General features: G+C 76.2%; 21 protein-coding genes. 8 read left to right on the top strand and 13 right to left on the bottom strand.

Going from position 1 to position 18,833, the window contains the following annotated elements; all coding sequences use genetic code 11:
- Window positions 1–11: 11 nt before the first annotated feature.
- From IU369_RS10080 to rpiA, 5 genes are read right to left on the bottom strand one after another with little or no spacing between them, the layout of a single operon-like run.
- Window positions 12–362 carry a hypothetical protein gene (locus IU369_RS10080; RefSeq protein ID WP_217920851.1) on the bottom strand — a complete coding sequence of 117 codons (351 nt, stop codon included), beginning with the start codon at window positions 360–362 and terminating at the stop codon, window positions 12–14.
- Complete coding sequence (locus IU369_RS10075; protein WP_217920850.1) at window positions 359–1,120, bottom strand: type 1 glutamine amidotransferase; 762 nt, start codon at window positions 1,118–1,120, stop codon at window positions 359–361. The genes IU369_RS10080 and IU369_RS10075 overlap by 4 nt, the downstream gene beginning before the upstream one ends.
- A complete protein-coding gene (locus IU369_RS10070) occupies window positions 1,117–1,884 on the bottom strand; it encodes a class I SAM-dependent methyltransferase (protein WP_217920849.1) in 768 nt (255 codons plus the stop codon). The genes IU369_RS10075 and IU369_RS10070 overlap by 4 nt, the downstream gene beginning before the upstream one ends.
- Window positions 1,874–3,247 (bottom strand): MurT ligase domain-containing protein, encoded by a 1,374-nt coding sequence (locus IU369_RS10065; protein WP_217920848.1) that lies wholly within the window; start codon window positions 3,245–3,247, stop codon window positions 1,874–1,876. Before IU369_RS10065 ends, IU369_RS10070 begins: the two co-directional genes overlap by 11 nt.
- Window positions 3,248–3,273: 26 nt before the next feature.
- The gene (gene rpiA / locus IU369_RS10060) at window positions 3,274–3,930 is read right to left on the bottom strand and encodes a ribose 5-phosphate isomerase A (protein WP_217920847.1); all 657 of its coding nucleotides are present in this window, start codon (window positions 3,928–3,930) and stop codon (window positions 3,274–3,276) included.
- Between the two features lie 29 nt (window positions 3,931–3,959).
- On the opposite strand from rpiA, the gene IU369_RS10055 reads away from it, so the two are divergent.
- The 6 genes from IU369_RS10055 to IU369_RS10030 all read left to right on the top strand — a co-directional run bounded on the left by IU369_RS10055 (window position 3,960) and on the right by IU369_RS10030 (window position 7,300).
- Complete coding sequence (locus tag IU369_RS10055) at window positions 3,960–4,874, top strand: MBL fold metallo-hydrolase (protein WP_217920846.1); 915 nt, start codon at window positions 3,960–3,962, stop codon at window positions 4,872–4,874.
- Between the two features lie 28 nt (window positions 4,875–4,902).
- Window positions 4,903–5,580 (top strand): NUDIX hydrolase, encoded by a 678-nt coding sequence (locus IU369_RS10050; RefSeq protein WP_217920845.1) that lies wholly within the window; start codon window positions 4,903–4,905, stop codon window positions 5,578–5,580.
- The gene (locus IU369_RS10045) at window positions 5,577–6,122 is read left to right on the top strand and encodes a cysteine hydrolase family protein (protein WP_217920844.1); all 546 of its coding nucleotides are present in this window, start codon (window positions 5,577–5,579) and stop codon (window positions 6,120–6,122) included. Before IU369_RS10050 ends, IU369_RS10045 begins: the two co-directional genes overlap by 4 nt.
- A gap of 106 nt (window positions 6,123–6,228) precedes the next feature.
- Window positions 6,229–6,471, top strand: a complete 243-nt coding sequence (locus IU369_RS10040) for a hypothetical protein (protein WP_217920843.1) — start codon at window positions 6,229–6,231, stop codon at window positions 6,469–6,471.
- The gene (locus IU369_RS10035; protein WP_217920842.1) at window positions 6,468–6,743 is read left to right on the top strand and encodes a hypothetical protein; all 276 of its coding nucleotides are present in this window, start codon (window positions 6,468–6,470) and stop codon (window positions 6,741–6,743) included. Before IU369_RS10040 ends, IU369_RS10035 begins: the two co-directional genes overlap by 4 nt.
- A complete protein-coding gene (locus IU369_RS10030) occupies window positions 6,740–7,300 on the top strand; it encodes a YqgE/AlgH family protein (RefSeq protein WP_217920841.1) in 561 nt (186 codons plus the stop codon). Before IU369_RS10035 ends, IU369_RS10030 begins: the two co-directional genes overlap by 4 nt.
- Before the next feature lie 112 nt (window positions 7,301–7,412).
- On the opposite strand, the gene IU369_RS10025 is transcribed toward IU369_RS10030, so the two are convergent.
- Window positions 7,413–8,495: a sigma-70 family RNA polymerase sigma factor gene (locus tag IU369_RS10025; RefSeq protein WP_217920840.1), complete on the bottom strand. Its 1,083-nt coding sequence runs from the start codon at window positions 8,493–8,495 to the stop codon at window positions 7,413–7,415.
- A 257-nt stretch (window positions 8,496–8,752) separates the two neighbouring features.
- Entirely contained in the window at window positions 8,753–9,775 is a 1,023-nt protein-coding gene (locus IU369_RS10020; RefSeq protein ID WP_217920839.1) for a transglycosylase family protein, read from the bottom strand.
- Window positions 9,776–10,013: 238 nt separating this feature from the next.
- Here IU369_RS10020 and IU369_RS10015 point away from each other — a divergent pair, with 238 nt between their 5' ends.
- Window positions 10,014–11,615, top strand: coding sequence for a GGDEF domain-containing protein (locus tag IU369_RS10015; protein ID WP_217920838.1), 1,602 nt, complete (start codon window positions 10,014–10,016; stop codon window positions 11,613–11,615).
- Here IU369_RS10015 and IU369_RS10010 read toward each other — a convergent pair.
- From IU369_RS10010 to IU369_RS09990, 5 genes are all read right to left on the bottom strand, one after another.
- A complete protein-coding gene (locus IU369_RS10010; RefSeq protein WP_217920837.1) occupies window positions 11,593–12,321 on the bottom strand; it encodes an ABC transporter permease in 729 nt (242 codons plus the stop codon). The genes IU369_RS10015 and IU369_RS10010 overlap by 23 nt on opposite strands.
- Complete coding sequence (locus tag IU369_RS10005; RefSeq protein WP_217920836.1) at window positions 12,318–13,259, bottom strand: ABC transporter ATP-binding protein; 942 nt, start codon at window positions 13,257–13,259, stop codon at window positions 12,318–12,320. Before IU369_RS10005 ends, IU369_RS10010 begins: the two co-directional genes overlap by 4 nt.
- Window positions 13,256–14,137: an ABC transporter permease subunit gene (locus tag IU369_RS10000; protein WP_217920835.1), complete on the bottom strand. Its 882-nt coding sequence runs from the start codon at window positions 14,135–14,137 to the stop codon at window positions 13,256–13,258. The genes IU369_RS10005 and IU369_RS10000 overlap by 4 nt, the downstream gene beginning before the upstream one ends.
- Complete coding sequence (locus tag IU369_RS09995) at window positions 14,134–15,084, bottom strand: ABC transporter ATP-binding protein (protein WP_217920834.1); 951 nt, start codon at window positions 15,082–15,084, stop codon at window positions 14,134–14,136. Before IU369_RS09995 ends, IU369_RS10000 begins: the two co-directional genes overlap by 4 nt.
- A gap of 127 nt (window positions 15,085–15,211) precedes the next feature.
- Window positions 15,212–16,333, bottom strand: coding sequence for an inositol-3-phosphate synthase (locus IU369_RS09990; protein WP_217920833.1), 1,122 nt, complete (start codon window positions 16,331–16,333; stop codon window positions 15,212–15,214).
- Window positions 16,334–16,422: 89 nt separating this feature from the next.
- Between IU369_RS09990 and IU369_RS09985 the strand changes: the two genes are divergently transcribed.
- Window positions 16,423–17,028, top strand: a complete 606-nt coding sequence (locus IU369_RS09985) for a recombinase family protein (protein WP_217920832.1) — start codon at window positions 16,423–16,425, stop codon at window positions 17,026–17,028.
- A gap of 227 nt (window positions 17,029–17,255) precedes the next feature.
- Here the strand turns inward: IU369_RS09985 and IU369_RS09980 are convergent, their stop codons facing one another.
- Window positions 17,256–18,803 carry a D-glucuronyl C5-epimerase family protein gene (locus IU369_RS09980; RefSeq protein ID WP_217920831.1) on the bottom strand — a complete coding sequence of 516 codons (1,548 nt, stop codon included), beginning with the start codon at window positions 18,801–18,803 and terminating at the stop codon, window positions 17,256–17,258.
- Between the last annotated feature and the right edge of the window lie 30 nt (window positions 18,804–18,833).

Here is an 18,833-nt window from a genome sequence, read left to right as displayed (position 1 = left end):
GGCGGGCGGCGTCAGCCGGCCGCCATCGCCCGCCCGAGCTCCGCGCCGTCGGGCCCCGTGAAGCGCACCTCGACGGGGCGCGTGGGGACGTGGGTGGCGACGATCCAGGCGCCGCGCGCGACGACGGCGCTCGCGCGGCGTCCCCCGACGACGAGCTCGGCGCCGGCGGCCCCGCCCGGCAGCAGCCCGCCCGCGACGAGGTGGTCCCCCGGCCACGTCAGGACGCCGGGGCGCTCCCCCTGCAGCGCCTCCCACCCGGCCCCCGCGGCCCGCAGGTTCCGCACGAGCAGCACGCCCCCGTCGCCGATGACCACCCCCGAGTGCCCGTGGGTGTGGTGCACGGAGACGAGCACGCGGTTCACCGGCGGCGGCCCCCCGCGGCCCGGGCGACGGCGGCCGCGTGGGCGCGCTCCTCGAGCGCGTCGTCGATCGGCTCCAGCACGGGGGCGTCCCCGAGGCGGTGGGCGAGGGCCCAGCGGAGGAGGGTGTCCGCGATCCACGGGTTCTTCGGGAGCAGGGGGCCGTGGAGGTACGTCCCGATGACGCGGCCCCCGACGCCGCCCTCCCCGCCGTCCTCGCCGTTGTTGCCGTGCCCGTGGACGACCCGCCCGAGCGGCCGGCACCCGGATCCGAGGCGCGTGCGGCCCGCGTGGTTCTCGAAGCCGACGACGCTCCGCACCTCGCCGTCGAGCTCCGCCTCGATCGCGAGGTTCCCGATCAGCCGGGTCGGGCCGGCGACGGTGTCGAGGTCGAGGATCCCGATCCCCGGCATCCGGGACCCGTCGGTGCCGGTGTAGCCGTGGCCGGCGAGCTGGAAGCCGCCGCACACGCACAACGCCGCCGCCCCGTCCGCCACCGCGGCGCGCAGCCCCTCCGCCTTCGTCGCGACGAGGTCCTCGGCGACGACGGCCTGGTCGCGGTCCTGCCCGCCCCCGAGGTAGTAGAGGTCGTGGGCGGCGGGGTCGACGGGGGCGCCGACGCCGAGCTCCGTGACCTCGAGGGCCATCCCCCGCCACGCGAGCCGCCGGGCGAGCACCGCGATGTTGCCGCGGTCGGCGTAGATGTTCATCTCGGCGGGGTAGAGGTGGCCGAGGCGCACCGTGGCGGCGGCCCCGCTCACGCGGCGACCCGGCAGCGGTGGATCTGCCGCTCCGACAGGTCGTCCAGCGGCGAGCCGTCGAAGTCGCCGAGCACCTCGACCTGCTCCAGGCCCGCCCCCGCCAGCAGCGACGCGAGCTCGTCGGGGGTGAAGAGGTGCACCCGGTGGTGGCGCAGCGCCTCCCGCGGCGGGCCCTGCGGCGGCGTCTCGCGGATGCGCAACGTGAACTCCAGCGTGTGGGTGCCCGGGTCCCAGCGGTCGTACCACGCCGAGTGGCGCAGCACCGCGCCCGTCTCCGGGTCGGTGTGGACGCCGCCGTCGCGCTCGACCCCCATCGAGTCGACGATCTCCTCCACGTCCGGCAGGGCGACGTCGAACACGAACTCCCCGCCGGCGTCGAGGTGCCGCCGCACCCCCGCCATGCACGACACCCGGTCCGCGGGCTCGGTCAGCACCTGCAGCGTGTTCATCGCGACCATCACCAGGCGGAACCGGTGGGGCAGGTCGATGTGCGCCAGGTCCCCGGCGACCGGATGGACCCGCGACGCCACCGCCGCGGGCTCCGCCGCGAGCCGCCGCCGCAGCTCGGCGAGCATCGCCGGCGACCGGTCGAGGGCCCAGACCTCCGCGCCGTCGCGCGCGAGGGGGATCGCCACCCGGCCCGCAGCGGCGCCGAGGTCGAGCACGGGGCCCCGCAGGCGCAGGGCCGCGGCCCGCCAGAACGCGATGTCCTCGGTGTAGTGCGCGTGCTCGGCGGCGAAGCGCCGGGCCTCGTCATCGCTCACGCCAGAACGCCTCGGCCGCCCCGCGCCGCACGAGCGTCTCGCGCAGGCCGAGCATCGCCGTGTAGGTGGGGAGCACGTAGAGGGTCCCGCCGTCCGGCACCGCCGCCACCGCGCGGTCGAGGGCCCGCTCCGGGTCGGGCTCGACGGTCATCGCGTCGTCCGGCACCCCCGCGTACCGCATCCGCAGGGCGAGGTCGTAGGCGCGGTCCCCGGTCAGGGTGAGCGACGCGGCCCGCTCCAGCAGCGGCTCGTAGTCGACGTCCCAGATCCACGACACGTCGTGCCCGTCGGCGGTGCGGTCGTTGAGGGCGATCAGCAGGTGCGGCGGCTCCGGGTCGAGCAGGACGGTGCGGACCGTCTCGTTCGCCCCCGTCGGGTTCTTCGCGAGCAGCAGCACCAGCTCGCGGCCGTCGAGCACCACCCGCTCGCCGCGCCCGAACGCCGCCGTGGTCGTGGCGAGGCCCCGGCGGATCGCCTCGACCGGGATCCCCATCGCCAGCGCCCCCGCCGTGGCGGCGGTGACGTTGTAGGCGTTGTGCAGCCCCGGCAGCGGCAGCTCCACGGCCACCTCGCCCTCGGGCGTCGCGATCGTCACGGCGATGCCGTGCGCCCCCCGCAGCTCGACGCGGGTCGCCCGCACGTCGGGCACGGGCCGGGCGGCGCCGCACGCGTCGCAGCTCCAGTGGCCCAGGTGGCCGATCGTGACCAGCGTGTACGTCAGGGGGGCCTCGCACACGCGGCAGCGGGTCGAGTCGGCGGCGTGGGGGAGGGAGGGGAGTGCCATGCCGGGGTCGTCGATGCCGAAGGTGACGACGCCGGGACGCCCGGTCCCGAGGGCGGCGATCGCGGGGTCGTCGGCGTTCAGCACCGGGACGGCGTCCGGCGGCAGCCCGGCGACCATCGTCGTCCAGATCGCGGCGAGGTGCTCCAGCTCGCCGTACCGGTCGAGCTGGTCGCGGAACAGGTTCATCAGCAGCAGCACGCGAGGGTGGAGCTGGCGGGTGACCTCGACGAGGGCGGCCTCGTCGACCTCGAACAGGCCGGCGTCGGGGGCGGGCCGCCGGCCGCGGGCCTCGAGCAGGGCGGTCGCCAGGCCCGACAGCAGGTTGGCGCCGGAGGTGTTCGCCACGAGCTCCCATCCCGCGGCGCGGGCGCAGTCGGCCAGCAGGCGCGACGTCGTCGTCTTGCCGTTGGTGGCCGACACCACCGTCACGCCCCGCGGCAGGGCGCCGCCCAGCTCGGCCAGCGCCCCGGGGCGCATCCGCAGCAGCAGCTTGCCGGGCAGGCTCGTCCCGCCGCCGCGGCCGAGCCGGCGCGAGAGCGTTCCGGCGGCGCGGGCGATCGTCAGCGAGGGCGCGGGCATCGGGGGATCGTAGCGGCGTCCCCCGGCTACCCCGCCGGGGCGCACCCTCCGTCGGGGGCGCCCACCAGGACGTTCGCGAGGGGGACGCGGAACAGCCCGTGGTCCACGACCCCGGCGAGGCCGTCCACCCGTTCGGCGAGCGCCACCCAGTCGGCGCCCGCCGGCACCTGCAGGTCGAGGATCACGAGCCCGTCGTCGTTGAGCCCCGGACGCCGGACGGCGCCCACGTCGGCCAGCTCCCCGAGCACCCGGGCCGCGCCGAAGGGGACGACCGCCACCGGCAGGACACCCCAGGCGTCGAGCCGCGGCACCACCTTCGGGCCGTCCACGAGCACCAGGAACAGGGCGGCGGCGTCGGCCACGATGCGCTCGCGCACCATCGCGCCCCCGGCGCCCTTGATGACGAGCCCGCCCGGGTCGACGGCGTCCGCCCCGTCGAACGCCAGGTCGAGCGGCGGGCCCATGCGGCCGAGGGGGATCCCGAGCTCGCGCGCCAGGGCGGCGCTCGCCCGCGACGTCGGCACGCCGGTGCAGCGCAGGCCCCCCGCCACGCGGAGCCCGAGCGCGCGGATGCCCGCGGCGGCGGCGCGGCCCGTGCCGAGCCCGACCCGCATCCCGTCCTCGATGCGCGCGGCGGCGGCCTCACCGGCCGCGGCCCACGCGCGTTGGCGCCCGTCCTCCACGGGACGGAAGGCTATGCGACGATCCGGCCGTGCAGGAGGCCCCGCCCGGGATCACGATGATCGACACGCTCCTGGCGGGACGCCCGGGCATCACCACCGCCTACCTCGTCGACGGTCCCCGGCCCGCGCTCGTCGACCCGGGGGCCCGCACGACGGCGGCGGTCGTGCGCGCCGCCCTCGCCTCCCGGGGCATGGGCCCGGACGACCTCGCGTGGATCGTCCCGACGCACGTGCACCTCGACCACTGCGGGGCGACCGGGATCCTGGCCCACGCGTTCCCGCGGGCCACGGTCGTCGTGCACGAACGCGGCGCCCGGCACCTGGCGGAGCCGGGGCGCCTGCTCGCCGGGTCGGTCGCCGTGTACCGCCACCGCTGGTCGATCTACGGCGGTATCGACCCGACCCCGGCCGAGCGGATCGTCGCGGCCCCCGACGGGCACCGCATCGACCTCGGCGGCGGGGGCGCCCTGCGCCTCCTCCACACGCCCGGGCACGCCCGCCACCACGCCTCCCTCCTCCACGAGGGCAGCGGCGCCGTCATCGCCGGCGACGCCGTCGGCGTGCGCATGGCGGGCGCCGGCCTGCACCCGGCCCTGCCGCCGCCCGACGTGGACCCGGCGGCCGGCGACGCCAGCCTCGCCCGCCTCGCCGCCCTCGACCCCACGGCCCTGCTGCTGGCCCACTCCGGGCCGTCGCCCGACCCCCGGGCGGACATCGACCTCGCACGACGCCAATTGGCGCTCTGCGCCGAGGCCGCCCGGGCGACGTCCGGTCGTCCCGCGCTCGCGGCCCGCCTCGACGTCGACCTGCCGATCGCGCCGGTCGTGGGCGATCCGGGCGCGGTCGGGCTCTGGGGGATGCTGGGCTGGCGGGACGACCTCGTCGAGGGGCTCGCCCTGTGGGCCGACGGGACGCGCACCGCGGAGGCCGACGCTCGACAATAATTCGATCCCGCGTTATTGTCGTGACGACATGAAAAATGTCCGGGTCGAGCTGGTGGTGGTGAGCGTGCGCGAGGGGACGACCCACGCGCTGCTCGTCCGGCTGCCCGGGAGCGTCTGGGCCCTGCCCGGCCTGGCCGTGCCGCCCGGGGCCACCCTCGAGGCCGCCGCGCACCGCGCGCTCGCCGAGCAGACGGGCGTGCGGGGCGTCGCCCTCGAGCAGCTCTACACCTTCGACCGGGACGGGGGGGAGGGCGTCAGCGTGGCCCACCTCGCCCTCGTGGACGCCGACCGGCACCCCCTGACGCCCGGGCCGGGCGTCGTGGAGGTGCGGTGGTTCCCGACCGACGACGGCCCCGCCCTCGGGGCGGAGGGCGCGGAGGTCCTCGGCTACGGCGTCGCGCGCCTCCGGGCGAAGGCGGCGTACGCGCCGATCGCCCTGCAGCTGCTCCCCGAGACGTTCACCCTCGGCGAGCTCCAGACGGTCTATGAGGCCGTCCTCGGCCACGAGCTCGACACCCGCAACTTCCGGCGCGACGTGCTGGCGGCCGGGGTCGTCGAGGCGGTCGGCCGCGCCCGCGCCGACGGCCCCGGCCGACCCGCGGGCCTCTACCGCTCCGCCGCCGGCGACTTCCAGGTCCTCGCCCGCGAGCGCCGCATCGCGCGCGCGATCGCCGGCCCCATCGGCACACCAGGAGGGACACCGTGAACCCCGCCGTCGTGATCGTCGACATGCTCGACGACTTCGTCACCGGCGCGCTGGCGAACCCCCGCTCCGCGCGCATCATCCCGTCCATCGCCACCCTCGCCGCCCACGCCCGCGAGCGCGGGTGGCCCGTCGTCTACGCCAACGACGCCCACCTCCCTGGCGACTTCGAGGAGCGCGTCTGGGGCCCGCACGCCCTGGCGGGCAGCCCCGGCGCCCGCGTCATCGGCGAGCTCGCGCCGCAGGACGGCGACGTGGAGCTGCCGAAGCGCTTCTACTCGGCCTTCCACGAGACGGGCCTCGACGCCCTGCTGCGGCAGAACGGCGTCGACACCGTGATCCTCTGCGGCCAGCACACGCACATCTGCGTGCGGCACACGTCCGCCGACGCGCTCTACCGCGGGTACCGGATCATCGTGCCGCCCGACGCCGTCGACTCCTTCACGCAGGAGGACCACGACTCCGGCCTCGCGTACCTCCAGGCGATCTACGCCGCCGAGCTGACCCCCGTCGCGGAGCTGGTCGCCGCCGTCCCCGCCGCCTGACGCCGGGGACGATCCGCCCGCGCCGCGGGGTCCGGTGGGCACGGATGCCCGCCGGACCCCGTGGTAGCCTTCGACCGCTCGCAGAGACGTGGGGAAAGGACCGACGTTGGCGCACAACTCGAAGTACGAGGGTCTCCCGGCCACGTGGCCGTTCCGCGCCGCCGGGACCCTCCTGATCGTGGCGCTGTCCTGGTTCTGCTTCGGCTTCGCCGTGAAGGACATGGGCGACGAGCTCGCGAACCACATGCCGGTCTTCTGGCTCCTGCTCCTCGCGTCGATCCTCCTGGTGCTCGGCGGGGCGATCTACAACCTCGGCCAGTCCCGCTCCCGGAAGCGCACCACGGGGTGACCCGGCCGTCCGCCCGCGCGGACGGTGAGCCCACCAGCTACCGCGAGGTCGCCCGGGGCGGCCTCGAGCGCGTCCGCGCCTTGGTGGATCAGGACGACTGGACCGGCGCCGCCGACGAGGCGCGCCGGCTGAAGGGGATCTTCGCCGCGGCCTCCGGGCTGTTCGGCCCGATCCCGTCACAGGTGTTCGACGGCGTCCTCGCGGCCTGCGTGTCCCGGGACCGCGACGAGCTCGCCGACTTCACCGACCTGGTGGGGGAGATGTTCCCGTGAGCACGGAGGGTCCGCCCAACCGCCGCGGACGGCTGCTCGTCGCCGCCCCCGCGCTCGTCGACCCGAACTTCGCCCGGGCCGTCGTCCTGATGCTCGAGCACTCGGCCGACGGCGCGCTCGGACTGGTGCTGAACCGGCCGACGCCGCTCGTGTCGCGCGAGGCGCTGCCGGCGCACCTCGCCGAGCTGATGCCGGGGGACGAGCGCGTCTTCGAGGGCGGACCCGTCCAGCCGGAGGCCGTGATCCTGCTCGCCGACTTCACCGACCCCCCCGCCGCCGCGAACCTCGCGTTCGGGTCGGTCGGCATCGTCGACCCCGAGGCCGCCGCCGGCGGCTCCGGCGGGCTCCGCGCCATCCGCGCGTTCGGCGGCTACGCCGGGTGGGCGGGCGGCCAGCTGGAGCGCGAGCTGGAGGAGGAGGCCTGGATCGACGCGGCCGCCGAGGCGGAGGACGTCTTCACCGACGACCACGACGGCCTCTGGGCCCGCGTGATGGAGCGCAAGGGCGGCTCCTGGCGCCTCATCGCGCGCATGCCGCGCGACCCCCGCATGAACTGACCCCTCGCCCCCCGCGGCCGGGTGGTGCCGTCGACGACCGACGCCGGCCGCGGGGGAGCCCCGCGGCCGGCGTCGTGTGATGCGCCCGTGCCCCGCCGCAGCGGGGGAGGGGTCAGCCCAGGCGGCCCGAGTCCGGCAGCGAGCCGAGCTTCTGCAGCGACTGGCTCTCGACCTGGCGGATCCGCTCGCGGGTGACGTTGAACATGCGGCCGAGCTCGTCGAGCGTGCGGGGCTTCTCGCCGCGCAGGCCGTACCGGAGCTCCAGCACGCGGCGCTCCCGGTAGCTGAGCTGGTCGAGGAGGTCGCGCAGGGCCTGCTCGCGCAGGCTGGTCTCGGCGGACACCTCGGGGGCGACGGAGTTCTCGTCGGCCAGGAAGCGGCCGAGCTCGGACTCCTCCTCCTCACCGACCGGCTTCTCCAGCGAGACGGTCGGCTGGGCGGAGCGCAGGATCTCCTCGACCTCGTCCGGCGGCAGGCCGGCGGCGTCGCCGATCTCCTCGACGGTGGGCTCGCGGCCGAGCTGCCCGATCAGGACGCGCTCGGCGCGGCTGATCTGGTTGAGCTTCTCGACGACGTGCACGGGGATGCGGATCGTGCGGCCCTTGTCGGCGAGGGCGCGGGTGACGGCCTGGCGGATCCACCACGTCGCGTAGGTCGAGAACTTGAAGCCGCGGCGCCAGTCGAACTTCTCGACGGCGCGGACGAGCCCGAGCGTGCCCTCCTGGATCAGGTCCAGGAACGGCAGGCCGCGGCCGCGGTAGCCCTTGGCGATGGACACCACGAGGCGCAGGTTGGCCTCGACCATCTGCTGCTTGGCGGCCTGGTCGCCCAGCTCGATGCGCTTCGCGAGGCGGACCTCGTCGGCGGCGGTGAGCAGCGGGACGCGCCCGATGTCCTTGAGGAAGAGCTGCAGGGCGTCGGTGGTCTGCTCGACGGTCGTGGTGGTCTTGCGCGGACGCTCGACCTCCTCGGCCATCTGCGCGGCGCGGGCGCCGGCCTCCGACTGCTCCAGCAGATCGACCCCGGCCTCCTCGAGGTGCTGGTAGATCGCCTCGACGGCGTCGGCGTCGAGTCCGAGGCCGTCGATGACCTCCGCGACCTCCTCCATGCCGAGGAAGCCCATCTCCTGCCCGCGCTGGATCAGCTCGCGCAGCTCGCCGTCCCGCGTCAGCCCGCTAACCGCCTGGGTCGTCATCCGTCTCCGTTCGCGCGTGGTCCGTACGTGTCCGGCCGTACCGCTCCGACTGGCGACCGGCCGCACGAGGGCGCTCCGGGGTCGCGGAAGGACACGGGGCAGAGTCGGGTGTCGAGTGCCGCGGTGCCCCGTCGGCGGGACGGCGCGCCGTGGGCGCCCCGTCCGGATCCTCGACCGTCATCGGCCAGCCCGAGACTATGTTCGGACCCGCCCGCCCCGTCAAGGGGCAGATGCCCCGTGCGAACCGGCGCCACGACCTACCGGTACCCGCAGACGGGCCAGGGGGCGGGGCCGCTCCGGGCGTAGAGGAGCGCGGCGATGCGGTCCTGCTCGGCCTCCGGGGCGGCCGCGGGGTCGCCGGTCCCGCCGAGGCCCTGCCAGGTGGAGACGGCGAACTGGTACTTGCCGCGGTACAGCCCGCTCGACGAGACGGCCGTCGGGTTGCCGCCGGACTCGCACTGGGCGATCCGCTGCAGGTGCTCCGAGACCCCGCCGGAGGGGGCCGCCGCCGGTGCGGGCGCGGGGTCCGCGGCGGGCGCCGCCGGGGTCGCGGGGGTGGCGGGGTCGGCCGGCTCGGCGCCCGCGCGACGCAGGAGGTCGCGCTCGGCGCTCTCCTCCGCGGCGGCGGCGGCCGCGGCGGCGCGCTCCCGCGCGGCGGAGACGGCCTGGCGCCGCTCCTCCTGGCGGATCAACGCGTCGAGGGCCGTCCGGGCCTCCCCGAGGGCGGCGCGGCGGTCGGCGATCAGCCCCTCGAGGTCCGCGAGCCGGGCGGCCTTCTCCCGGACGTTCGCCTCGACTCCCGCGCGGGAGCTCTCCAGCTCGGCGCGGAGGCCGCGCAGGCGGGAGCGGGTGCCCTCGAGCTGCTCCACGATGCGCCGGTCGTTGACGCCGATCTGCTCCAGGGCCTGCTGCGCGTCGAGGGCGTCGGACAGGTCGCCGGAGCTCAGCACGATCTCCACCAGCGACGGGTCGCCCGTGCGGTAGAGGACGACGACGCGGTCGGAGAGGCGCTGCACCGAGACCGCGTGAGCCCGCCGGGCCTCGGCCAGGGAGGCGTTCGTCCCGGCGATCCGCGCCTGCAGCTCGTCGGCGCGGCGGACCGCGGCGGCGTGGGCGTCGGCGGCGGCGCGCGCGCTCTCGTCGATGCGCTGCACCTCGGCCTCGAGCGTCCGGATCTGGTCGCGGCGGGCGTCGAGCACCTGCGTCCCGGGGGCCGCGGTGCCGCCGATCGCCGCGAGGGCGCCCACGAGCACGGCGGCGCCGAGGACCGTGAGGACCATGCGGAGAACCGGTCGTGACCCCGTGTTCGGGCCGTGGAGAGTGGGGCGATCCATGGTGAGGGGTCGCGGGGCGGGCGGCGGGGGCGTGGGTCCCGGCCCGCGAGCCGGGGGACCGTACCACGGTCCCGCGGGGGGGAGGAAGCCCCCTCATGCCCGGGGCGACAGGGGCCGATGGTCCCTGTACCGGGTGCCCACCCCTCGTCCCCAGCCGAGCACGGCTCGGCCGACCGCCCTCGTGGTGTCGGACAGCGCCCTCGGGCGCCTGCGGCTCCAGCGACGGCTGCGACGGGCCGGGACGGACGCGCGCGCGGTCGATCCGTGGGCCGCCGAGGCCGACCTCACCAGGGACGTCTGGGACGTCGTCGTGTGGGCGTCCACGCGCCACGAGCGCCTCGCCCGGTCCCTCGTGGGGCTGCCCGGGTGCGCGGCCGCGCTCCTGGTGGTCCCGGGGGACGCCCCCGCCGCCACCGTCGCCTCCGCGCTCGACGCCGGCTTCGCCGACGCGGTGCGGGAGGGGACCGCCCCCGCCGAGGTGGTGGCCCGGGCGGTCGTGCTCGCGCGGCGGGCGCGGGGCCACCGCGCCCTCTCCGCCGCGGCGGAGGCCTTCCGCGAGCTCGCCGAGGGGAGCCGCGACCTGCTGATGCGCGTCGACGCCGGGGGGACGGTCGTGTTCGCGTCCGCGGCGTCCCGCGAGTCGCTGGGCCGCGAACCGCGCGACCTGGAGGGGCGGCGCCTCCCCGACCTCTGCCATCCGAAGGAGCGCGCCCGGGTCGAGGAGGCGCTCGAGGGGGACGCCGACCCGGCCCCCTTCCCGCACCGCCTGCGGGCCCGTACCGGCGAGTGGGTGTGGATGGAGACCACCGTCCGGGCGGTGCGCGACCCGACCGGCCGACTGCGCGAGACGCACACCGACTCCCGCGACGTCACCGACCGCATGCGCGACGACGCCGAGCGCGAGGCCCTCGCGCGCGTCACCGCCGCGGTCGCGGCCGCCGCCGACGTCGAGCGCGTCGCGGCGATGGTCGCCCGCGAGGCGGCGGCCCTGTCGGGCGCCCCGGCCGCCGAGGTCGTGCGGTTCCACGGCGACGAGGGCCTCGTGGTCGGGGCGTCCGGCGCTCCCTCCCGCGCCGGGGACCGGGTGCCCCTCGACGTCGCCGTCCCCGACGCCCTCGCCGTGCCCGTCGCGGTGGAGGGACGGCCGTGGGGGCTCGTGCGGTCCCGGGGCGCGCCGACGCCACGGCCCCGCGACGAGGAGCGCCTGCGGGCCCTCGCGGACCTCGTGGCCCTCGCCGTCGCCAACGCGAACAGCCGGCGGCGCCTGGTCGCGCTCGCCACCACCGACCCCCTCACGGGCCTCGCGAACCACCGCACCTTCCACGACCGCCTCGGCGCCGAGGCCGCGCGGTCCGCCCGGGGCGGCACCCCGCTCGGGCTGGTCCTGATCGACCTGGACCACTTCAAGCGCGTCAACGACACCCACGGCCACCAGGCCGGGGACGACGTGCTGCGGGAGGTGGCGCGGCGGCTGCGCGGCCGGTCGCGGCGCGAGGACGTCGTCGCCCGCGTCGGCGGGGAGGAGCTGGCCTGGCTGCTGCCCGGCGCCGGCGTGGCGGAGGCCCTGGAGGCGGCGGAGCGCCTGCGGGGCGACATCCGCGGGGCGGACTTCCCGCGCGTCGGGCGGGTGACGGCCTCGATGGGCGTCGCCGAGCACGCCGACGACGGTCCGGCGGGCCTGCTGCGCCGGGCCGACCTGGCGCTCTACCGGGCCAAGGCGGGGGGGCGGGACGCGTGCGTCGCCGGCGACGGGGTGGCGGAGGTCACGGCAGCTCCGTCCGCGTGAGCCGGCGGGCGGCCAGCCACGTCGCGGCCGCCGTGATGACGACCAGGATGACCACCGCCGCCGCCGCGGACGCGTCGGGCGCGTTGACGTCGACCACGCCCTCCACGGCGATCGCGCGGCCGTAGGCGGCGATCGACAGCCGGTCCGCGGACGCCGCGAACGTGGCGATCGACCCCTCCCAGAGCAGGATGTAGAGCACGCCCAGCACCACCGGCCGGCGGCTCACCATGGCCAGGAGCACCGCGGCGGCGCAGTACCCGAGCGCCGCGAGGGCGACGCCGACGAGCGGCCAGACCAGCATCTCCGCCGTCGCCCGGTCACCCAGGGCGATCACCCCGGAGACCAGCACCGACGGCGCGAGCAGGATCATCGAGGCGGTCCAGGCGGCGAGGACCTTCGTCCCGATCAGCCCGAGGCGCGGCAGCGGCGTCGAGGCGAGGTAGAGGATCGTGCCGTCCTCCCGTTCGTCGCCGATCGCCCCCGCGGCGATGACGACGGCGATGAAGGCCGTGACCGTCGGGATGACGAGACGCTGCGCGAGCCGGGCCCAGAAGATGCGCGGGTCGATGTCGCCCGCCGTCGCGAACACGACGGCCGCGAACACCGGGACGAGCGCGAGCCCGGCGAGGGCCAGCACGCGCCGGCCGTCGAGCAGCGAGCGGAGCGTGAGCCGGTAGACCGGCCCGCTGAACCCGAGTGCGGTCACCGGCCGACCCCGCGTGCCCGCTCGTGGAGGTAGGTGTAGACGCTCTCGAGGTCGTCGCCGATCGGCTCCACGCGGCGCAGGCGCGCGCCGACGTCGCGCGCCAGGCCGGGCAGCGCCCGGCTGAAGCCGTCGACGTCGGACGACTCGACCATCATCGCCCCGTCGTCGAAGCGCACCGACTCCACGAGCCCCACGCCCACCAGCTCGCGGGCGAGCTCGCGGGCGCCGGAGTCCGCCTCGATGCGGATCGCCCGCGGCCGGTCGGCGATCAGCTCCCGGATGCCGGCGGTGGCGCCGCTCGCGACGAGGTGGCCGTTGACGAGCACCAGCACCCGGGGCGCCATGCGCTCCACCTCGTGCAGCACGTGGGACGACACCAGCACGGTGCGCCCCTCCGCCCCGAGACGCTCGATCAGCGCGACGACGCCGCGGCGCTGGGCGGGGTCGAGGCCGTTGAGGGGCTCGTCGAGCAGCAGCAGCTCCGGCTCGTGCGCCAGGGCCTGCGCGAGCTTCACCCGCTGGCGCATCCCGTGCGAGAAGCCCTTCAGCTTGCGGTCGGCCGCGTCCCCGAGCCCGACCTCGTCGAGGGCGCGGACGGCGGCGGCGTCCGGGTCGGCCACGCCGCGCAGGCGGGCGCAGAGCGCGACCATCTCCCGGGCGGTGAGGAACGGCCAGAGGGCGTCGCGGTCGTGCGAGACCCCGATCCGGCGGTACGCCTCGGGGCTCTCCGCCAGGTCCGTCCCGAGCACGCGGACGGTGCCGCTGCTCGGCTGGCTGAACCCGGCGCAGAGCTTCAGGGCCGTGGACTTGCCGGCGCCGTTGTGGCCGAGGAGGCCGGTGACGCCGGGCCCGAGGGAGAACGACACGTCGGCGAGGGCGACGGTGTCGCCGTACCAGCGGGAGACGCCGGTGAAGACGAGGCGGTCGGGGGCGCTCATCCGTCGGTCCCGGCGCGGTAGCGGCGGAGCAGCACGAGCACGGCGGCGCCGACGACGATCGCGTAGATGAGCGCCCACTGCCACAGGTCGTTGGGGATGTCGTCGCGGGCGTCGGGGAAGATCTCGCCGGCGAAGGAGATCGGGAGGACCGACAGGTTCATCAGCTCCACGGCCTCCGAGTCGGGGAAGACCTCGCCGAGGAGGCCGCCGACGACCGTGGGGGCGACGAGAAGCAGCAGGTAGCCGCCGACGGCGAACGCCCGGCGGGCCGTGAGCGAGGAGACGGCGAGCCCGACCAGCCCGTAGTAGAAGGCGTTGATGAGGCCGGCGGCGAGGATGCGCGGCAGCTCGTCCCAGTTGTCCCAGAACCACGCCAGCGGGAACTCCTCGAAGACCATGATCCCCGCGAACAGCACGAGGAGCGGCACGAGCGTGACGAGCAGCAGCGGCAGGATCGCCGCGAGCACGCGCCCGGCGAGGTACTCGCGGCGGGAGACGGCCGTCGAGAAGTAGAGGGAGAGGGTGCCGTCGCGGCGGTCCGGGCACAGCAGCTCGGGGGTGGTGATCGCCGCGAACAGCAGGATCACGATGCCGATGATCGCCTGGTACCCGGAGAACGGGAGGGCGTCGGAGAGGTCGATGCCGCTCTGCTCGGCGAAGAGGGCGCGGACGCCCAGCACGATCACCGCCGGCGCCACGGCGAGCAGGATGAGCGTGATCGGGATCGCCTTGGCCTTCCAGCCGCGCCGCGCCCCGAGGGAGCGCAGGGCGCCCCAGCGGGCCAGCGACATGACGGCGGCGCCGCGGCCGCGGCGCTGGCCGTCGTACCGCTGGTAGCGGACGTCGCGGATCTCCGCGTCGCGGGAGGCGGGGCTCACTCGATCGCGTCCACGAGCGCGTCCTCCAGGGTGCGCCCGGCGGGACGCAGCTCGCGCAGCCCGACCCCGGCGTCGGCGGCGGCGTCGCGGACCCCGTCGAGCAGACCGGCCTCGGACCCGCCGCCGTGGACGGTGACGCCGTCGCCGCGCGGCTCGGCCCGCAGGCCCCGCGCCCCGAGGGCCGCGGTGAAGGCGCCCGTGTCGCCGGCGACGCGGGCGAACACCCCGTCGTCGATCATCCCGCGCATGTCGCCGATGAGGCCCTCGGTGACGAGGCGGCCGTCGCGGAGCACCACCACGGCGTCGCAGGTGCGGGTGACGTCCTCCAGCACGTGCGACGACAGCAGCACGGCGATGTCGAGCTCGCTCGACAGTCGGCGCACCAGGGACAGCATCTCGTCGCGGCCGGAGGGGTCGAGGCCGTTCGTGGGCTCGTCGAGGATCACCAGCTCCGGCGAGTGCACGAGCGCCTGGGCGAGCTTGGTGCGCTGCTTCATGCCCGTCGAGAACGTGCGGATCAGGCGGGAGCGCTCCTCCTCGAGGCCCACCTGGAACAGCACCTCCGAGGCGCGGAGCACCGCGTCGCGGCGCGGCAGGCCGCGGAGCTCCGCCATGTGCACCACGATGTCGCGGGCGGTCATGTCGAGCGGCAGGCAGTCGAGCTCGGGCATGTACCCGAGGCGCCGGCGGATCTCGCCGGGGTTCTCCGCGGCGTCGATGCCGAGCACCTCGATGCGCCCGGCGTCGGGGTGCACCAGCCCGAGGATGCTCTTCATGAGCGTCGACTTGCCGGCGCCGTTCGCGCCGAGGAGGCCCGTCGCGCGGGCGCTGATGCCGACGGTCACCCCGTCGAGGGCCTGCACCCGCCCGTAGGCCTTGGCGAGCCCCTCCGTGGCGATCAGGCGCGTGCCCGTGGGGGCGGCGGCGGTGGGGGAGGCGGGGCTCACGTGCCGCCCATACTAGGCAACGCACCCGGACCCCCGGCCGGGACACGGCCCGCGCGCGCCCGCCGCGGGTCGCGGACGGGTCGGCGCGGCGGCCCGCCCGCCCCGGGGGGCGGGCGGGACCACGGTGCTACGAGGCGGAGCCGGTCTCCACGTACTCACCGACCAGCGACGAGGAGTCGGCACCCGAGATGAAGGCCTCGGTCAGGTCGTGGGCGACCGAGTCGGGGTGCTGCACCGGCGGGCTCTTCATGAAGTACGAGGAGGGGCCCTCCAGCGTGCCGCCGATGCCGCGGTCGAGCGCGAGCTTCGCGCAGCGGACGGCGTCGATGACGATGCCGGCCGAGTTCGGCGAGTCCCACACCTCGAGCTTCAGCTCGATGTTGATCGGCACGTCGCCGAAGCCCTGGCCCTCGACGCGGATGTGCGCCCACTTGCGGTCCGTCAGCCACGGCACGTAGTCGCTCGGGCCGATGTGGACGTCGTCCTTGTCGATGACGTCGCCCATGACGGAGGTGACCGCGTTCGTCTTCGAGATCTTCTTCGACTCGAGGCGCTCGCGCTCCAGCATGTTGAGGAAGTCGGTGTTGCCACCGAAGTTGAGCTGCGAGGTGTGGGCGAGCTTGACGCCCCGCTCCCGCATCAGGTGGACGAGCTGGCGGTGGACGATGGTCGCGCCGACCTGGCTCTTGATGTCGTCGCCGACGATCGGGAGGCCCCGCTCGCGGAACCGCTCCTGCCAGTAGGCCTCGCGACCGATGAACACCGGCACGCAGTTCACGAAGCCGCAGCCGGCGCGCAGGATCTGCTCGACGTACCACTTGGTGGCGTTCTCGGAGCCGACCGGCAGGTAGCTCACGACCACGTGGGTGTTGGTGTCGCGGAGGATGCCGGCGATGTCGGCGGTGGGGCCGTCGGCCTTGGTGATGACCTCGGAGAGGTACTTGCCGAGGCCGTCGTGGGTCATGCCGCGGTGGACCTCGACGCCGAGGTTCGGGACGTCGGCGAGGTGGATCGTGTTGTTCGGCTCCGCGACGATCGCCTCGGAGAGGTCCTTCCCGACCTTGGTGGCGTTGATGTCGAAGGCCGCGGTGAAGTTGATGTCGCGGATGTGGTACCCGCCCAGGTCCACGTGCATCAGGCCGGGGACGAACTGGTCAGGGTCAGCGTCCTTGTAGTACTGGACGCCCTGCACCAGGGACGAGGCGCAGTTGCCCACCCCGATGATCGCTACGTTGACTTTGTCGCTCACGGGCGGTCGCTCCTTCTCGGATCGGTCCGGCTTACACGAACTGCTTTCGCGTTTTTACACGAAACGACGATTAGTGTAAAGTCGCCGCCGTGAGCCGCCCCCTGATCGGATACGTCCGCGTCGCCCCCCGGGAGCGGACCGGTGAGCGACCCGGCCTCGACGCGCAACGGGACGCCCTGTCCGCCGCCGCCGCCGCCCGCGGCTGGGAGCTGGTGCAGATCGAGGAGGACGTGCGGTCCGGGCGGACGCTCCGGCGTCCCGGCCTGCGCGCCGCGCTCGCCGCGTGCCGCGCCGGCACCGCGGAGGGCGTCGCCGTCTCCCGCCTCGACCGGCTCACCTACTCGCTGACCGACCTCGCGGAGCTCGTCCGGGAGGCGATCGAGGGGGGCTTCACGATCATCTCCCTCCAGCCCGACGTCGACCTCTCCGCCGACGGCGGCCGCGCGGTGGGGGAGGTGCTCGCCGAGGCCGCCACCTGGCAGCCCCGCGCGATCACGAGCGCCTCGAGGGCCCTCGCCGGCCGCCCCGGGCGGCCGTCGTCGACGCCCCCCGCCGTCGCCGAGCGGATCCGCGAGCTCCGCGGCCAGGGCATGACGCTCCAGGGCATCTGCGACACCCTCAACGCCGAGAACGTCCCGACCCCCCGCGGCGGCGCCGAATGGCGCCCCACCTCCCTGAGGTCCGTCCTGCGCTAGCCCCTCGGGGTTCCGTCCCGCGGCGTCCGAGGGGCCTCGTCCCACCCCGGTCCGCGGAGTGCGCCAATTGGCGTCGACGTCATGCGCCAATCGACGCGGACCCCGGACGGGCGTCGGCAGCGCTCCCGGATCCCGCCGGCGACGAAGGTTCTCGGGGAGGCGCCAAATGGCGTCGACGTGATGCGCCAATCGACGCGGACCGGCGCCACGGGGTGGGGTCGCCGAGGTCACGGTCGGTCGGAGGCGCGGACGGGGCAGGTCGCGCCCGCGGCGTCGACGTAGCCCTGCCACCGGGCGGCGACGTCGGCGAAGCCCTCGTCGGGGTACGGCCCGGCGAGCTGGGTGAGGAGCCGCACGTGGTAGCAGTGGTAGTTGAGGTCGGCGAGGTAGCTCCGCCAGGCCCGGCCGGGGGTCAGGAGCCCGTAGAGGCTCCACGACCCGGTGTCGTGGTCGTCGAGGTGCCGGGCGAGGGTCACGGCCCCCCGGTCGGCGAGGTCGCGGGCGAGGCCCGCCGCGGTGGCGCCCTCCGCGCCGCCACCCGCCGCCCGGTCGAGCACCGCGCCGGTCCCCCGCAGGTTCAGCAACGTCACCATGAACCCGTTCAGCGCGCCGCCCGTCCACGGGTCCGTCCCCGGGTAGGCCCGCTCGACGTACCACGGCTCCGGCTCCGGGGCGGCCTCCGTCGTCACCATGCTCCGGGCGCCGCCCCGGTCCACGTCCACCGTCAACGCGGCGAGGGCCCCGAGCGCGGCCCGCGCGAACCGGGGGTCGCCCGTCCGGTCCTGGGCGTGGGCCATCAGCAACGCCACCCGCCCCTGCGCCATTCCCGACGTCCCGGGGCGGATCGCCGCCGCGTCCCCGGGCACGTCGTAGTACTCCCAGACCGTGAACGCCCGCTCCCCGGCCCGCCGCGCGACGCCCATCGGCAGCATCGCCTCCGCGAGCCGGTCCGGCGGGACGTCCGCGTTCAAGCCCCGCCAGCGTCCCGTCGTCGCGACGGGGTTCACCGCGAAACCCTGGCCCGCGCGGTAGGTGAGGATCACGCCGTCCGGGTCGCGCAGCAGCACCCGCCGGGCCGGCGCGCCCCGTCCGCCGAACCACCAGGCGTTCGCCCGCAGGGCCCGTGACACCGTGGCACGTCGCCCCTCCGGGACCCCTGACGCCCCCGGTCCGAGGTACGCCTTCCACAGGGCCAGCATCCGCCGGATGTCGGTCGCCGTCGTGGATCCGGGGGTGGCGCGCCCCAAGGCCGCGACCAGGTCGCGGTGCGCGGCGTCGTGCCCCGTCGGGAGCGTCCCGTCCGGGATGCGGACGCCCACCGGGGGTTCGGGTGGCGGCGCCGTCGCCGCGGCCGGCGGACCGGGCGGCTCCGCCGGCGGCGGCTCGGCCGGTGGCGGCTCGACCGGTTCCGGCGGGGCGGCCGGCTCGGGGTCGGGGACCGGCGGCGGGTCGGGTGGCACCCCGGGCGCGGGGCGAGGCCCGGGCTCGGGCTCGACCGGAGGCGGAGGGTCCATGGCGGGCGCCGCGGGCTCGCCCTCGACGGGAGGTGGAGCCTCGGGCGCCGCCGCCGGCGGCACGGCCGCCGGTCCCGCCGCGGGCTCGGGCGGCGGGGCGAGGAGCGCCTCCTCGGGCGGCGCCGCGGGCACGGCGGCCGCCGTCGGGGCCGTACCGCCGTCGGCGGCGCCCGTCAGCAGGGCCATCGCCCCGAACCCGGTGGCCGCCGCCACCAGTCCCACCGCGGCGACGACGACGATCTGCCGGGCGGGGTTCGTCACCCGGTCCTCATACCACGGCGGGGGGCGCCC

Origin of the sequence: Miltoncostaea oceani, from assembly GCF_018141545.1 — a bacterium.
Taxonomy (GTDB): Bacteria; Actinomycetota; Thermoleophilia; order Miltoncostaeales; family Miltoncostaeaceae; genus Miltoncostaea; species Miltoncostaea oceani.
The sequence above is the reverse complement of the archived record's forward strand: the minus strand, read 5'-3'. Positions and strand labels throughout refer to the sequence as shown.

Coding starts and splice junctions, on each gene's coding strand:
- IU369_RS10065 (WP_217920848.1), bottom strand. CDS start 3,247: ATGCCCGCGCCCTCGCTGACGATCGCCCGCGCCGCCGGAACGCTCTCG.
- IU369_RS10050 (WP_217920845.1), top strand. CDS start 4,903: ATGAAAAATGTCCGGGTCGAGCTGGTGGTGGTGAGCGTGCGCGAGGGG.
- IU369_RS10025 (WP_217920840.1), bottom strand. CDS start 8,495: ATGACGACCCAGGCGGTTAGCGGGCTGACGCGGGACGGCGAGCTGCGC.
- IU369_RS10020 (WP_217920839.1), bottom strand. CDS start 9,775: ATGGTCCTCACGGTCCTCGGCGCCGCCGTGCTCGTGGGCGCCCTCGCG.
- IU369_RS10005 (WP_217920836.1), bottom strand. CDS start 13,259: ATGAGCGCCCCCGACCGCCTCGTCTTCACCGGCGTCTCCCGCTGGTAC.